This is a genomic window from Fodinibacter luteus (genome assembly GCF_039541575.1).
GTDB classification, from domain to species: Bacteria; Actinomycetota; Actinomycetes; order Actinomycetales; family Dermatophilaceae; genus Fodinibacter; species Fodinibacter luteus.
On sequence record NZ_BAABGM010000001.1, the window covers coordinates 95117 to 110478 of the forward strand.

A 15362-nucleotide genomic window follows, 5' to 3' on the forward strand; every position below is an offset into this window, starting at 1 on the left:
ACGACTCCTCACCCACGTGTCGGGGGCGGCCGCGGGCGTGCTTCACCCACGTGTCGGGGACGGCCGCGGGCGTGCTTCACCCACGTGTCGGGGGCGGCCGCGGGGCGTGATGCACGACGATGGCGCCATGGACGACTACCTCGCCGTGAACCGCGCCAACTGGGACGAGCGCGCCCCGGCCCACGCCGCGAGCCCCGACTACCAGCTCGATCGGTTCGCCGCCGACCCCGAGCACCTGAGCGGGGTCGTGCGCTACGACCGCCCGCTCCTCGGCGACGTGTCCGGGCTGACCGGCATCCACCTCCAGTGCCACATCGGCACCGACACCGTCTCGTTGGCACGCCTCGGCGCGCGGATGACCGGGCTCGACCTGTCCCCCGCCTCGCTCGACGAGGCCCGGCGCCTCGCGACCGCCGCCGGAGCGGACGTCGACTTCGTCGAGGCCGACACCTACTCGGCGCCGCAGGCTCTCGGCGGGCGGACCTTCGACCTGGTCTACACCGGCATCGGCGCGCTGTGCTGGCTTCCCGACATCGACCGCTGGGCCGCCGTCGTCGACGACCTGCTCGTGCCCGGGGGGCGGCTCTTCGTCCGCGAGGGGCACCCGATGCTGTGGGCCATCGACGAGACGGTCGAGGATGCCGTGACGGTCGGGTACCCCTACTTCGAGACACCCGACCCGCTCGACCTCGAGGAGCCCGGCACCTACGTCGAGAGCGACGTCGAGTTCGTGCACAACCGGGGCCTGACGTGGAACCACGGCCTCGGCGAGACCGTGACGGCCCTGCTCGCCCGCGGGTTCGAGCTGACCGGCCTCGCCGAGCACCGCAGCGTGCCGTGGGAGGCGCTGCCCGGCCGGATGGTCCGCGACGAGATGGGCGAGTGGTCCCTCACCGAGCACCCGGAGCGGCTGCCGCTCAGCTACACCCTGCAGGCGCGCAAGCGCGCGCGCTAGGTCCGCGGTCGGTGGTCGGCGCCGAGCCGGCCGAGGAAGCGCTCGGTGTCGACGACCACGCGCTCGACGGTGCCGCGGCCGAGCACCCGACCGACGGCATCCGTCGCCTCGACCCGGAACGTGAGGCGCTGCCCGTCGGTGGCGGTGACCTCGGCCCGCACGGTGACCCGGTGGCCGACGGAGCTGGCCGCGAGGTGGTCGAGGCGCACCGACGTGCCGACGCTCGTGGCCCCGGCGGGCAGCAACCCGGTGAGCGCGAGGCAGGTTGCCTCCTCGCACCAGGCGAGCAGGCGCGGTGTGCCGAGCACCGCCAGGCTGCCGGAGCCGAGGGCGGATGCCGTGTCGGCGCCTCCCACGACCCGCGTCACCGCGGCGTGGGTCCCGGGGAGGATCTGCGAGGCGCCGTCCATCCCGTCAGGGTAGGCCGTGGTCCTGCCCAGCCCTGCCCTCCCCTGCCCGGCCCTGCCCTGCCCTGCCCACGCCCTGCCCTGCCCTTCCTGCCCTGCCCTGCCCACGGAACCCCGAACGGCGCGCAGTGGCTCGCGTTACCGTGGACGGACGCGAGACAGCGCGAGGCGGCGCGACGGCACGAGGGAGGCAGACCCATGGGACGCGCGCGACGAGCCCGCAAGATCGCGGCGACGGCCGCCTACGGGGGTGGCGGGGTCGCCGCCGCGGGTGCGGCGCTCGGCGCTGCCGGGTGGGGGATCATCAAGGCCGAGGCCGCCCTCGCCCGCCGGGTCATCGGCACCCCGTTCGACGACTCCCCGGACGACGACGGTGTCTACGGCGCCGGGCCCGGCCAGCCCTACGACATCGTCGTGCTCGGCGACAGCTCGGCGGCCGGGATGGGCGCCGACGCCCCGCACGAGACGGTCGGCGCGATCATCGCCAACGGCGTCGCCGCGCTCACCGGGCGCCGGGTGCGCCTCACGAACCGGGCGGTCGTCGGCGCGGAGTCGAGTGACCTCGAGCGCCAGCTGGCCAACGCCCTCGAGGAGGTCCTGCGCCCCAGCGTCGTCGTCATCATGGTCGGCGCGAACGACGTGACCCACCGCATCGAGCGCTCGGCCTCGGTGCGCGCCCTCGAGCAGACGGTGCGGCGCATCCGGGCCCTGGGCTGCGAGGTCGTCGTCGGCACCTGCCCCGACCTCGGGACGATCCAGCCGATCCAGCAGCCGCTGCGATCGCTCATGAAGCGCTGGTCCCGCGACCTCGCCGCGGCCCAGACGGTCGCCGTCGTCGAGGCCGGCGGTCGCACCGTCTCGCTCGGCGACCTGCTCGGCTCGGAGTTCGCCGAGTCGCCCCACGAGATGTTCAGCAGGGACCGCTTCCACCCCTCGGCGGCCGGCTACGCGCGTGCCGCCGCCGCCCTGCTGCCGAGTGTCTGCGCGGCGCTCGGCGTGTGGGGCGTCGACACGAGCGACCGCGCGCCCGAGCCACGGCGCGGCGAGGGCGTCGGCCCGGTCGCCGTCGCTGCCGGCCAGGCGGTCAAGGAGCCCGGCACCGAGGTCGCGCCGACCGAGATCGCCGGGCAGACCCGCGGCCCCCGCGGACGCTGGGCCGTGCTGCTGCGCCGGCGCCACGACTCCGTGCCGCCGCCGGAGGACCCGGTCGAGACCCCCGACGCCGAGTCGGGCGCCGATGCCGGCGCGGGCGTGCCGGGCTCAGGGAGCGCCGGGAGCGCCGGGAGCACCGGGAGGGCCGGGAGGGCGGCCGTGGAGGAGGGCGGCGTCAGTCGGGGATGACGGCGTCGAGCTCGACCTCGACCTTCCAGCGCGGGTCGATGAGGCCGGCCACGACGACCATCGTGCTCGCCGGACGGATGTCACCGAAGATCTCGCCGTGCACCGACGAGATGGCGTCGACGACCTCGCCGTCGCGGTCGGTGATGTAGTGCCGGGTGCGGATGACGTCCTCCGGCCGTCCGCCGAGCTCGGCCAGGGCACCCAGGGCGATCTCCCAGCACCGCCGGGCCTGGGACGCGGGATCGACGCTGACGTGGCCGTCGGCGTTGATCGGGGCGGTGCCCGAGACCGCGATGTTCTGGCCGACGCGGACCGCGCGGGAGAACCCCACGCTTCCCTCGTACGGCGACCCTGACGATGCCCGGCTGCGCGTGAGTTCCATGTCCTCATCATGGCCGACCGCCCCGGCACGGCGCAGCCCCGGGGTGGAGAGACCGAGCCCACACCCCGCCGCGGGCTCGCCCGGCATACCCTTGGACGGTCGCTGAGCAAGCGCTTAGTGGCCGTCCCACGCCACGGACGCACCGTCGTCCCCGCCCCGAGGAGCCCGTCGTGACCGAGGCCGTCATCGTCGCCACCGCCCGCACCCCCATCGGCCGCGCCTTCAAGGGCTCGCTCAAGGACATCCGCCCCGACGACCTGTCCGTGCAGGTCGTCCACGGCCTGCTCGAGAAGCTGCCGGGCCTGGACCCGACGACGATCGACGACCTCTACTGGGGCTGCGCCGACCCGAGCGACAAGCACGGCTCGAACATGGCCCGGGTCATCGCGGTGCTCGCCGGCATGGACCACCTGCCGGCCGCGACCGTGAACCGGTTCTGCGCCAGCTCGACCCAGACGATGCGGATGGCCTTCCACGCGATCAAGGCGGGCGAGGGCGACACCTTCGTCGTCGGTGGCGTCGAGTGCGTCTCCCAGTACACGAGCTTCGCCGGCGCCGGCGGCAGCGACCTCGACAACCAGAACCCCCTCTTCGCGGATGCCGCGGCGCGGGCCGCCGAGATGGCCCGCACCAACGCGACGTGGACCGACCCCCGGGACGAGGGGCTGCTGCCCGACGTCTACCTCTCCATGGGGCAGACCGCCGAGAACGTCGCCACGTCGCGCGGGGTGTCGCGCCAGCGCCAGGACGAGTGGGGGGTCCTCAGCCAGAACCGGGCCGAGAAGGCCATCGCCGACGGCTTCTTCGCTCGCGAGATCCTGCCCGTGACGGTGCCCGGCGGCGCCGTGGTGTCGACCGACGACGGGCCCCGGGCGGGCGTCACGCTCGAGGCGGTGCAGGGGCTCAACCCCGTCTTCCGCGAGGACGGCACGGTCACCGCCGGCAACTGCTGCCCGCTCAACGACGGCGCCTCCGGGGTCGTCGTCATGAGCGACACCCGCGCCCGGGAGCTCGGTCTGACGCCGCTCGCCCGCATCGTGTCGACCGGCGTCTCGGGCCTGTCGCCCGAGGTCATGGGCCTCGGCCCGGTCGAGGCGTCGCGCCAGGCGCTGGCCCGGGCCGGCCTGACGATCGGGGACATCGACCTCTACGAGATCAACGAGGCCTTCGCCGCCCAGGTGCTGCCCAGCGCCGACGACCTCGGCATGGACCTCGACAAGCTCAACGTCCACGGCGGTGCCATCGCGCTCGGCCACCCGTTCGGGTCCACGGGCACCCGGATCATGACGACGCTGCTCAACGGGCTCGAGGCGCGCGACGGCCGCTTCGGCCTCGAGACGATGTGCGTCGGCGGCGGCCAGGGCATGGCGATCATCGTCGAGCGGTTGAGCTGATCCCTCCCGGCGCCCCCAGACGAGGTCTGGAGCCTCTCAGGCGAGGTCTCGGCGCAGCTCGGTGAGCAGCTGCGGGATGCCGTGCCCCCGACCGGTCGCGTAGGCGTCCCAGACGACGACGGTGAGCTGGTCGACGGCAACGGCGGGGCCCAGGTCGCGCACTCGCCCCTGTCCGGCATCCGCCTGGACCGCCGAGCCGGCCTCGTCGGCCCAGCGGGCGGTGAGCTCGTCGACGACCCGGCGGAGCAGCGGCATCCGCTGCTCCGCCTGCGCCAAGGGCAGCTGGGCCCAGCGCTGGCGGACCCGGTCGAGCTCGGTTCGTGCCGCGGGCGGCACGACGTCGACGGATGCCGGGCGCCCGGCATCCGCCCCACCCTCGCGTGAGGGAGGGGCCGGGCGCACAGACGGGACCGCCGGGGCAGGTGGGCCTGCCCCGGCGGTCTCGTGCGTGCGGTCCGTCGTCACTCGCGCAGGCGGGCGAACAGGCGGAGGAACTCGATGTAGAGCCACACGAGGGTCACGATGAGGCCGTGGGCGAGCAGCCACGAGTACTTCTGCGGGGCGCCGCTGCGGATGGCCTGCTCGATGGAGTCGAAGTCGAGCGCCAGCGTGAAGGACGCGAGGCCGACGGCGAAGAGCGAGATGGCGATGCCGATGGCACCGCTGCCACCGAAGCCGAACTGGCTGTTGGTGACCATCGCGAAGATGAAGTTCACGACGGCGAAGATGGCGTAGCCGAAGATCATCATCGTCATGATCCTGCGGAACTTCGCCGTCACCTTGATGAGCCCGAACTTGTAGGCGAGGAACATGCCCGCGAACGTCGACAGGGTCGCGAGGACCGCCTGGCCGACGATGCCGGGGTAGACGGCGTTGAAGTACTGGCTCACGGCCCCCATGAAGAGGCCCTCGACGACGGCGTAGAGCAGGATGAGCGGGACGCTCAGCGCCTTCTTGAACGCGATGACGAGCCCGAGCACGAGCGTGCCGATCATGCCGCCCATCCACAGAGCCATGCCCAGGCCCGGGTTGGCGGCGGACACCGACCAGCCGACCGCTCCGGTGACGAGGACGATGGCGAACAGGCCGAGCGTCTTCATGATGACGTCGTCCATGGTGACCCGGCGGGTCTTGACCGGGCCGGCCGTGGGCTGGTTGTACAGGTCCTGGAGCTGCTGGGCGGTCATCCCCGCGGTCGCGGCCTGGGCCGCCGCGGCGGACTGGGTCGCACCGGTGGGCTGCCCGCCGAAGCCGGCGTAGCCGCTCTGCGCGTCCTTCTCGATCCGGTTGTAGGCCGGGTTGCTGGCCATCGTTCCTCCGTGATGGTCATGGCGGTGGCAGTCACCGCGCGTACATGAAGACTAGACGTGCCGGCGGGTCGCGGTGTTCCCGGTGCCCGAGGTCCCTGGGTCAACTCCTTGCACCGCGAAAGGAATTCCTCCCGCCGGGACAGCAGGTCGGGGCGCGACCGCGTGGGGTGGAGACGGCCGGTCGCCACGCCGCAGCGCGTGCCCCCGACGGGGGTCGAACCCGCACCTGGAGCGATTTTAAGTCGCCTGCCTCTGCCAGTTGGGCCACGGGGGCCAGGCCAGCGTATGCCGTGGCCGCCGGTCAGCTCACCGACCGGGCGATGCCGTCCAGGATGTCGTGCTCCGAGGTGACCACGACGGCCCCGGGCGAACGGGCCAGCACCCGCTCGAGCACCTCGGACCACACGAGCGCCCCACCACCGATGACGTCGACGCGGCCGGGGTGGACGTACGGCAAGGCCGCTCGCTGCGCACGGGTCATCCCGAGCAGCTCTCGGCAGGCCCGGAAGTGCTCCTCGGCCGGTCGCCGCGCGAGGTGCACGGCCTGCGAGTCGTAGGCCGGCAGGCGCAGCACGTGCGCGGTCACCGTCGTGATCGTGCCGGCCACGCCAACGACGGCGCCCACGCCCGTGAGGTCGACCTCGCGCTCGATGGTGTCCAGGGCCGCACGGACGTCGCGTCGGGCGCCTTCGACCTCCTCCTCGAGCGGGGGGTCCGAGCCGAGGTGCCGTTCGGTCATCCGCACCGACCCGACGTCGACGGAGCGAGCCGCCCCGACGTCGGCCGTGCCCCGGACGAGCTCGGTCGAGCCGCCCCCGATGTCCACGACGACGTAGGGGCCGGGGATGCCGAGCGACGCGAGGTCGGCCGTCGCACCGGCGAAGGACAGGCGGGCCTCGGCGTCCCCCGCGACCACCTCGACGTCGACGTCGAGGCCGACCGCGGCGAAGGCCGCGTGCACGCCCTCGACGAACGTCCGCGCGTTGCGGGCGTCGCGCGAGGCCGACGTCGCGACGAACCGCACCCGCTCGACCCCGAGCTCGCGGCACTGCCCGGCGTACTCGCGGGTCATGGCCAGGGTTCGCTCCATCGCCTCGGGAGCGATGACCCCGGTGCGGTCGATCCCCTGTCCGAGGCGCACGATCTCCATCCGGCGCAGGACGTCGGTGAGCCGGACGTCGTCGCCGACGTCGGCGACGAGCAGGCGGATCGAGTTCGTGCCGCAGTCGATCGCGCCGACCCGCGACCGGATGCCGTCGCTCACGTCGCGCTCCCGGCATCCGCCGCGTGGGGCTGGGACGGCGCCGGACCCGTCTCCGGTGCGGCAGCCGAGCACGGATGGCGGTCCCACCAGGGCCCGAGCAGCGCGAGGGCCTCGTCGCCGAGGGGGTTGACCCCCGGCCCGGCGCCGAGCGAGTGGGCCACGAGCACGTGCAGGCACTTGACCCGCGACGGCATCCCACCGGCCGACACCCCGGCGATCTCCGACACGTCACCGAGCTGCGAACGGCGCTCGAGGTAGTCGAGGTGCGCGGCGGCGTACCGCCCGCGCAGCCCCTCGTCGGCCTCGAGTCGCTCGTTCATCTCACGCATCACACCACGGCTCTCGAGGGTCGACAGGGCCCCGGTGAGCCGGGGGCAGGTGGCGTAGAACGAGGTCGGGAACGGCGTGCCGTCGGGCAGCCGGGGCTCGGTGCGCACGACGTCGGGCTCACCGCACGGGCAGCGGTGCGCGACCTCGGCGACACCGCGCGCCTCGCGCCCCAGCTGGCGGGACACGGCGTCGAGGTCCGCCTGCGCGACGGGCGGCCGGCCGGCGCCTGCGGTCACCGGCGCGCCCCCGGCGCATCGGCGGTGCGGGTGGACTCCCACACGACCTGATACCACGGCAGCGCCCCGCCGGGTTCAACCACCGCGGCGACGGGGTCATCCGTGCCGGCCTCCGGCTCGGCGTCGAGCACGGTGTACGACTTCTCCCCCGGCTTGACGAACTTCAGGCGCTGGCGGGCCTGCTGCTCGACGTACGCCGGGTCGCGCCAGCGCTCGCGCTCCGCCTCGAGCGCGGCGACGTCCTGCTCCTGCGCGGCGACCTTCTCACGCAGCGCGGCGATGTCGGACCGCTGGCCGACGTACGCCGCGACGCTCGAGCCGAGGAGCACCGCGAGGAAGGACAGGACCGCGACGAGCACGAGCCCACGGCGGGCCCGGCGGTCGCGGGCGGCCTGGGTGAGCCGGCCGCGCCATCCCGCGGGGACCGCGACCGCGCGGGCCGGCGGGCTCTGCGAGGCCCCGCCACGGCCGGAGGCACGCGAGCGGCCCGCGCCCGGACGTCGCGGTGGTCGCGACGCCGGGCCGCGGGAGCGCCCGGTGGCCATCCGGCGGCTCAGCCCTGCTGGCGGCGGGCGAACCGGGGGAACGCGCCGACGCCGGCGTACACGGCCGCGTCGTCGAGCTCCTCCTCGATGCGCAGGAGCTGGTTGTACTTCGCGACCCGCTCGGACCGGGCCGGGGCGCCGGTCTTGATCTGGCCGCAGTTCGTCGCGACGGCGAGGTCGGCGATCGTCGTGTCCTCGGTCTCGCCCGAGCGGTGGCTCATCATGCAGCGGTACCCGTTGCGCTGGGCGAGCTCGACGGCATCCAGGGTCTCGGTGAGCGAGCCGATCTGGTTGACCTTGACGAGGAGGGCGTTCGCGGTGCCGGTCTCGATGCCGCGCGCGAGGCGCTCGGGGTTGGTGACGAACAGGTCGTCGCCGACGAGCTGCACGGCGTCGCCCATGCGGTCGGTCATGGCCTTCCAGCCGTCCCAGTCGCTCTCGTCGAGCGGGTCCTCGATGGACACGAGCGGGTAGTCGGCGACGAGGCCGGCGTAGTAGTCGATCATCTCGGCCGAGGTCTTGCTGCCGCCCTCGAAGGCGTAGCTGCCGTCCTCGTGGAACTCGGATGCCGCGACGTCGAGCGCGAGGGCGATCTGCTCGCCGGGCGTGTACCCGGCCTTCTCGATCGCCTCGAGGATGAGGTCGAGTGCCGCCCGGTTGCTCGGCAGGTTGGGGGCGAAGCCGCCCTCGTCGCCGAGGCCGGTGGCCAGGCCCTGCTCCTTGAGCACGCCCTTGAGCGCGTGGTAGACCTCCGCACCCCAGCGCAGCGCCTCGCGGAAGGAGTCGGCGCCGATCGGCGCGATCATGAACTCCTGGATGTCGACGTTGGAGTCGGCGTGGCTGCCGCCGTTGAGGATGTTCATCATCGGCACGGGCAGCACGTGGGCGTTCGGGCCGCCGACGTAGCGGAACAGCGGCAGGTCCGCGGAGTCGGCCGCGGCCCGCGCGACGGCGAGCGAGACACCGAGGATGGCGTTGGCGCCGATCTTCTCCTTGTTGGCGCTGCCGTCGAGGGCGAGCATCTCGGCGTCGACGAGCCGCTGCTCGCTGGCCTCGAAGCCGAGCAGCTTCGGGCCGAGCTCCTCGATGACCGCGTCGACGGCCTTCTCGACCCCCTTGCCGAGGTAGCGGCCCTTGTCGCCGTCACGCCGCTCGACGGCCTCGAACGCGCCGGTCGACGCGCCGCTGGGCACCGCCGCCCGGGCGAGGGTGCCGTCGTCGAGGGCCACCTCGACCTCAACCGTGGGGTTGCCGCGCGAGTCGAGGATCTCGCGGGCGCCTACTGCCTCGATGCTGGCCACGCCGGACTCCTGGTGCTACTGGGGGGTTGGGGAGTGAGTTCGGTCCGAGCCTAGTCCCCGCCGGCCGGCATCCTCCCGACCGACCCACGGTCACCTCCCGGATGCCGTCCTCCCACCCCTCTGCCCGCGTCCGCCGGGTACGACGCGCGCTACCGCGCAGTACTCGCTGGGATCACGACGAGTACCACGCGGTAGCAGGCGATGCGGGATGCGCCGACCCCACTGCCCCGAGAGCGGGTGCTCAGGTGGTGGCCCGGGCAGCCACCCGAGCACCCGACTCGGACCGCTCGGCGAGGACGCGGCGGACGAACTCGGTGTAGTCGGTGGGCCGGCGGCCGAGGAGCCGCTGCGTGGTCGCGAGCTCCTCGGGGGTGGCGTGCACCTCGAAGCCGCGCAGCGTGCGCAACGAGGAGAGCCAGTCGTCGTGCCGGTGGCCGGTGAGGTGCTCCCCCAGGGCGGCCTCGAGGGCCGCGTCGTCGTCGCCGGCGTAGCGCACCGGGCGCCCCAGGGCACGGGACCACACCCCGGCGCACTCGGGGCCGGTGAGCGAGCGCGGCCCGACGATCCCGTAGCTGCCGGCGGGAGTGGAGGGGTCGAGCAGGATGCCGGCCGCCACCTCACCGACGTCGCGCAGGTCGACGCGGTTGAGCCCCCGGGGGTGGCACGGGTGGACGAACTGCCCGCCCTCGATGACGTCGAGGAGCACCTCGTCGTTCTGCATGAAGTTGCTCGGCACGAGGATGACGGGGTTCGTCGCCGAGGACTCGACCATCCGCCCGATCGCGAACTTGCCGCGGTACCGCGGAAGGAGGAGTCCGTAGAACCGGCGGGCCAGCCAGGCGTGGAGCGCGGTGCGACCGGTGGCGTGCACTCCGGCGAAGACGAGCCGGGCGCCGTGCTCCTCGCAGGCGGTGATGACGGTGCGGGTCAGCTCGACCTCGTCCGCCTCGTGCGGGGAGATGTGGAAGACGACGTCGACGCCCTGCATCGCCCGGCGCAGCGAGGCCGGGTCACGCAGGTCGCCGACGTGAACGTCGACGCCCTCGAGCGTCGCCAGCCGGGCGGGGTCCCGCACGAGGACACGGGCCCGGGCGCCACGGCGCCGCAGGGCGCCGAGCACCTCGCGGCCCATCAGGCCGGTGCCGCCGAGGACGAGGATCGACGGAGCGGACGACCCGGCATCCGCGGGGGTGGTGGACGGGGTGGGGCGGGTGACCGTGGTCGGGTCGGGCTGGGACACGGGGTGCTCCTTCGGGGGCTCGGGTGGTGGTGTCGAGGTCGACGATGCGCCGCGGCGCTTGGGCACGGCTTGGGCGAGCGGCCCAACCCGGACCCAAGAACGCGGCGACAGGGTGTGAGCCACGGCGGCACCCCGCTCGCCGGCCACCGATCCCGACCGAGGAGACCCCATGCCGACGACCAGACCGGCACCCACCGCATCCACCGCATCCACGCCCACCGCGGCCACGACCACCGCATCCACGCCCACCGCATCCACGACCACCGCGTCCACGACCACCGCCGCGCCGGAGCACCGGCGCCAGCTCGACCTGCCCGGCCAGACCCACGTGGCCGAGGGGCCGCACGACCACACCGGCATGTACGTCATGCACCACGCCTTCCGGCGCGACCTCGTGGCGTTCGCGGCGGCGGTGCGGGCCACCCCGCTCACCGCCGACGACACGTGGCGGGCCCTCGCCGACCGCTGGCACCGCTTCGCCACCACGCTGCACCACCACCACAGCGCCGAGGACGAGCACTACTGGCCGGTGCTCCTCGAGGCCGTCGAGGCGCGGGGCACCGCCACGGACCTGGCCGAGGTGCACGCCATGAGCGAGGAGCACGCCGACATCGACCCCCTCGTCACGGCCTGCGCCGGGGGCTTCGCCGCGCTCGTCGACCACCCCTGCGAGCCGCACCGCAACGCCCTCGACGTGCGCCTCACCGGGCTGCGCGAGGTGCTCGGCGAGCACCTGCGCCACGAGGAGACCGTCGTGCTGCCGCTCGTACAGCGGGTCATGACGACCGAGGAGTTCGACCGCGTCGAGAAGGCGGTCGCCCGGGCGTACCCGCTGCGCGAGGTGCCGTTCATCGTCGGGTGGGCCATGCACGGCCTGCCCGAGGAGGGACGCGCGGCGATGTTCACCGGCGCCGGCGCGCCGTACCGGGTGCTGCACGCCCTCGTGCGTCGCCGGTTCGAGCGGGCCGAGGCGCTCGCCTTCCGCCACGGCGACCGCGGCACGCGGCCCTGAGTGCGCCCGGAGCGACTCGACGAACAGGCATTGGCGGCGTCACGTCCGGGCCCTGAGCACGAGGCGAGCGCCCAGGGTGCCGCACTGCCTGTTCTGGGGCGCGGCCGCTAGAACCCCAGCCGAGTGCGTTCCTCGGTGAACCACCGCAGGTAGGCCGTCATCCCCCACCGGCCCGCCAGCGCCTGCGCGCGCTCGGCGAGGACGGTGGCCTCCTCCCGCTCGCCGAGCACCGCGAGCGCCAGCGCGAGGTAGCCGTCGACCGGGCCGGAGACGACCGAGATGCCCGAGACCGCCATCCGGCCGCCGGCCGGACGCAGGTGCTCGACGGCGTCGCGGGCCAGGGGCGGGTCGTCGAGCAGGGCTGCGACGACGGCGCGCACGGCGGCCTCGGAGGTGACGTGCCAGTGGTCGACCATGGGCGGGAGGGGGCCACGGCCGAGCTCGGTGCGCACGTCGGCCTCACGCCCGGCGAGGGCGAGCACGTGCAGCAGCGGCGACCGGCCGAAGTCCCACGGGTCCAGGCGGTGGAACGCGAGCATCGGCTCGGCCACCGCCGCGGCGACCTCGGGGCGCCACATCGCGGTCACGTAGGACACCCCGAAGTCGATCCACTCCAGCGCGGGGGTCGCGATGCCGTCGCTCATCGTGCGCATGGCGTCGGCGTGGGCGTCCGCCGCCTCGTGCTCACCGGCCAGGAGGGTCAGGTTGAGCCGCACGAAGTGCAGGACGAACTCGACGTAGACCAGTCGCCGGCGCCGGGCGATGGCCTCGGCGGCCGCCGCCTCCGCGCGCCAGGTCTCGAGGTCGCCCGCCTCCACGGCGGCGCCGGCGAGGGCGATGTGGCCGACGGCGAGGGCAGCCTCGTCGCCGGACTCCCGGGCGGCTGCGACCTCCTCGCGGGCGAGGGCGATCCGGCGCTCGAGGTGCCCGACCCGCCACAGGGCCAGCCACGAGCTGCGGGCGGCCCACCCCCGCAGGGCCGGGTCGTCGATCCGACGGGCCGCGGCGAGCCCTTCGTCGACGAGCGCGAGCACCTCGGGCTCGGCGCCCGGTGCGTAGTAGAGCTGCACCGCGAGGGCCAGCATGAGCACGCAGCGCACCGGGGAGTCGTGGTGGTCGAGACCGCGCAGGACCGCTCGCAGGTCGTCGACGAGGTCCTCGTGCACCTCGTCGTACTCCTGGGGCAGCCAGACGGAGTAGCGGGTCAGCTCGGCCGCGGCCCGGGCGACCCGCTCCGGGTCGTCGTCAGCCCGGGCGAGCGCGACCGCCTCGATGACCGCCTCGACGACGGGGCGCCAGCGGGCCGCCCACGCGGCCGCCTCGGAGAACGACAGCAGCAGCTCGTAGCGCTCCTCGCCGGTGCCGGCCGGGTCGAGCGCGTGCGCGTCGAGCGCCTGGCGGTAGAGCTCGGCGGCCTCGACGTTGGCGAAGTCGCGGCGCGCCTCGGCGGCCGCCGCCGCGGCAGCCCGCCAGGCCTGCGGCGCGTGCACCGGGCCGGCGGCCAGCCAGTGGTGCGCGAGGTCGAACGCGCGCTCGGCCGGCGCGAGAGAGCCACGGGGCAGGGTGTCCAGCGCGTGGGCGATCCGGGCGTGCACCCGCGCGACCCGCGCCGGCGACGCGGCCGCGATGACGGCATCCCGGGTCAGGGCGTGCTCGAAGACGAGCCGGCCGTCGGTGCGCTGGTGCACGATGCCCACGTCCTGCGCCGGCTCGAGTCGGTCGGTGACCTCGTCGGGCCCCCACCCGCCCACGTGGGCCAGCAGCAGCGGCGAGTGCTCGCGACCCAGGGCCGCCGACACGAGGAGCACCTCGCGGGTGGCGTCGGGCAGGTCCGCCAGGCGCCGGGCGACGACCGTCTGCACCGACTCGGGCACCTCACCGCGCCAGCCGCCGGTCGTCGTCGCGAGGCGCGCGAGCTCGACGAGGAAGAACGGGTTGCCCCCGGTACGGGTGCGCCAGTCGTCGACGCGGTCCGGGTCGGGGTCGGCGCCGGTCACCGACGCGACGAGGGTGCGTGCCTCGTCCTCGCCGAGGCCGCCGAGCTCGATCGTGCGCGCGCCGTGCCGGGCCAGGGCCACGCCGAGGTCGGCGATCGCCCCGGTCGGTTGCGGGCGGGCACGGCGGGTCGCGAGCAGGGCGACCCGGTCGCCCGGGCGCAGGGTGGTCACGAGGTGGGTCAGGGCGCGCAGCGTGCGGGTGTCGGCCCAGTGCAGGTCCTCGACGGCGAGCAGCACCGGCTGGTCGCGGGCCCGGTCCCGCACCGCGCGGGCGAGGGCGTCCTGCACCGCGAAGGCGCGCTCCGGCCCGAGGTCGGCGCCGTCAGCGGCCCGCTCCAGCTCGGCCGGCCGGTCGATCCCCAGACCGTCGAGCAGGGCGTACCACGGCCACAGGGGTGGGGCGCCGTCGTCCTGCGAGCAGCGCCCGACGGCCGCCACGAGGCCACCGGCCGTGGCGGTGCTGAGGGCGTCGTCGACGAGGCGCGTCTTGCCGGTGCCCGGGTCGCCGACCACGAGCACCGCACCCGGCGTGCCCGCCGCCGCCGCAGCCAGCACCTCGGCCAGCACGGAGCGCTCGGCCTCACGGCCCACCATCGCCCAGCTCGCCGCGGGGGCACCCGTCCGTGGGATGGCACTGCCGGATGCCGTGTCGGGTGCCGCGTGCGCGCCGGCGCCCCCCACGCTCGTGGCCGCACTGCCCGCCGACGGCCGGCCGACGGTCGGGGCAGGCCCGCCGGCCGAGGTCACCTCGGGACGCAGCCACGCACCCAGACCGGGCGACTGGCGCAGCACGGCCTCCTCGAGGGCTCGTACCTCCGGCCCCGGGTCCAGACCCAGCTCGTCGGCGAGCAGCTCGCGGTAGCCGCGCAGCACCTCGAGCGCCTCGACCTGCCGACCGGTGCGGACCAGGGCCAGCGCCTGGAGCGACCTCGTGCGCTCGCGCAGCGGGTGGCGCCCCCCGGTCTGCTCGGTGGCGGCCAGCACGGCCGCGTGCTCGCCGAGCGCGAGCAGCCCGAGCGCGGTGTCCTCCTGGGCCGTGGCCCGCAGCTCGTCGAGCGCGGCCCGGTCGGCGAGGACGTCGGGGTGGTCGCCGAGATCGGCATAGGCGGGGCCGCTCCACGCCCGCAGGGCCCCCTCGAGCGCCTCGACGTACGCGGTCACCTCCTCGCGCGTCGGCCACGAGGAGTCCGGGCCGGTCGTCAGCTGGGTCCACAACGGCGCGAGGGCCGCGTGCCGGGAGCGGACCTCGCGGGCGAACGCCACGGCATCCACGTCGGTCGGCTCGACGTCGAGGCGGTACCCGTCGCCGGCCGTCACGAGGACGGTCGGGCGGGCGCGCGGCGGGAGGTCCGGCTCGAGCACGCGCCGCAGCCCGGAGATGTAGGCGTGCAGGGTGCCGGGCGCACCGGCGGGCGCCTCGTCACCCCAGACGAGGTCGACGAGCCGGTCGGTGCTCACGGTGGAGCCCGGGGTGAGCGCGAGCGCGGCGAGGATGCTGCGCGGCTTGCGGGCCGGCAGGGCCACCGGCCCCTCCCGCCCGTCGACGCCCGTGCACCCCAGGACCCGGACCCTCACGAGCCCTCACCCTAGCCAGCCGGGGCGCGGGTCAGGGAGGGGTCCGCCTGGCCCGGGCGCACCGAGCGGGCCG

14 protein-coding genes and 1 tRNA gene are annotated in these 15362 nt (G+C 74.8%); 4 read left to right on the plus strand and 11 right to left on the minus strand.

The features are described 5' to 3' along the window. The first annotated feature begins 127 nt into the window (after positions 1 to 127). Complete coding sequence (locus ABD899_RS00435) at positions 128 to 955, plus strand: class I SAM-dependent methyltransferase (RefSeq protein ID WP_345201080.1); 828 nt, start codon at positions 128 to 130, stop codon at positions 953 to 955. On the opposite strand, the gene ABD899_RS00440 is transcribed toward ABD899_RS00435, so the two are convergent. After that, positions 952 to 1365 (minus strand): thioesterase family protein, encoded by a 414-nt coding sequence (locus ABD899_RS00440; protein ID WP_345201082.1) that lies wholly within the window; start codon positions 1363 to 1365, stop codon positions 952 to 954. The genes ABD899_RS00435 and ABD899_RS00440 overlap by 4 nt on opposite strands. A gap of 195 nt (positions 1366 to 1560) precedes the next feature. Here ABD899_RS00440 and ABD899_RS00445 point away from each other — a divergent pair, with 195 nt between their 5' ends. After that, positions 1561 to 2703, plus strand: coding sequence for an SGNH/GDSL hydrolase family protein (locus ABD899_RS00445; RefSeq protein ID WP_345201084.1), 1143 nt, complete (start codon positions 1561 to 1563; stop codon positions 2701 to 2703). On the opposite strand, the gene ABD899_RS00450 is transcribed toward ABD899_RS00445, so the two are convergent. Then, a complete protein-coding gene (locus ABD899_RS00450; RefSeq protein ID WP_345201087.1) occupies positions 2690 to 3034 on the minus strand; it encodes a Rid family hydrolase in 345 nt (114 codons plus the stop codon). The two genes, ABD899_RS00445 and ABD899_RS00450, sit on opposite strands and share 14 nt — an antisense overlap. 221 nt (positions 3035 to 3255) lie before the next feature. On the opposite strand from ABD899_RS00450, the gene ABD899_RS00455 reads away from it, so the two are divergent. Continuing rightward, the gene (locus ABD899_RS00455) at positions 3256 to 4479 is read left to right on the plus strand and encodes an acetyl-CoA C-acetyltransferase (protein ID WP_345201089.1); all 1224 of its coding nucleotides are present in this window, start codon (positions 3256 to 3258) and stop codon (positions 4477 to 4479) included. Between the two features lie 36 nt (positions 4480 to 4515). On the opposite strand, the gene ABD899_RS00460 is transcribed toward ABD899_RS00455, so the two are convergent. From ABD899_RS00460 to ABD899_RS00495, 8 genes are all read right to left on the minus strand, one after another. After that, positions 4516 to 4944 (minus strand): hypothetical protein, encoded by a 429-nt coding sequence (locus tag ABD899_RS00460; RefSeq protein WP_345201092.1) that lies wholly within the window; start codon positions 4942 to 4944, stop codon positions 4516 to 4518. Further along, positions 4941 to 5789, minus strand: coding sequence for a Bax inhibitor-1/YccA family protein (locus ABD899_RS00465; protein WP_345201094.1), 849 nt, complete (start codon positions 5787 to 5789; stop codon positions 4941 to 4943). Before ABD899_RS00465 ends, ABD899_RS00460 begins: the two co-directional genes overlap by 4 nt. A gap of 199 nt (positions 5790 to 5988) precedes the next feature. Then, positions 5989 to 6063: transfer RNA gene (locus ABD899_RS00470), tRNA-Leu, on the minus strand. A gap of 27 nt (positions 6064 to 6090) precedes the next feature. Next, complete coding sequence (locus ABD899_RS00475) at positions 6091 to 7053, minus strand: Ppx/GppA phosphatase family protein (RefSeq protein ID WP_345201097.1); 963 nt, start codon at positions 7051 to 7053, stop codon at positions 6091 to 6093. Beyond that, entirely contained in the window at positions 7050 to 7619 is a 570-nt protein-coding gene (locus ABD899_RS00480; RefSeq protein ID WP_345201099.1) for a DUF501 domain-containing protein, read from the minus strand. The genes ABD899_RS00475 and ABD899_RS00480 overlap by 4 nt, the downstream gene beginning before the upstream one ends. Next, positions 7616 to 8164, minus strand: coding sequence for an FtsB family cell division protein (locus tag ABD899_RS00485; protein ID WP_345201102.1), 549 nt, complete (start codon positions 8162 to 8164; stop codon positions 7616 to 7618). Before ABD899_RS00485 ends, ABD899_RS00480 begins: the two co-directional genes overlap by 4 nt. Before the next feature lie 8 nt (positions 8165 to 8172). Further along, positions 8173 to 9465 carry a phosphopyruvate hydratase gene (gene eno, locus ABD899_RS00490; protein WP_345201104.1) on the minus strand — a complete coding sequence of 431 codons (1293 nt, stop codon included), beginning with the start codon at positions 9463 to 9465 and terminating at the stop codon, positions 8173 to 8175. A 241-nt stretch (positions 9466 to 9706) separates the two neighbouring features. Then, entirely contained in the window at positions 9707 to 10705 is a 999-nt protein-coding gene (locus tag ABD899_RS00495; RefSeq protein ID WP_345201106.1) for an SDR family oxidoreductase, read from the minus strand. Between the two features lie 169 nt (positions 10706 to 10874). On the opposite strand from ABD899_RS00495, the gene ABD899_RS00500 reads away from it, so the two are divergent. After that, entirely contained in the window at positions 10875 to 11717 is an 843-nt protein-coding gene (locus ABD899_RS00500; RefSeq protein WP_345201108.1) for a hemerythrin domain-containing protein, read from the plus strand. Between the two features lie 107 nt (positions 11718 to 11824). Here ABD899_RS00500 and ABD899_RS00505 read toward each other — a convergent pair whose 3' ends face one another. Beyond that, the gene (locus tag ABD899_RS00505) at positions 11825 to 15289 is read right to left on the minus strand and encodes an ATP-binding protein (protein ID WP_345201110.1); all 3465 of its coding nucleotides are present in this window, start codon (positions 15287 to 15289) and stop codon (positions 11825 to 11827) included. Between the last annotated feature and the right edge of the window lie 73 nt (positions 15290 to 15362).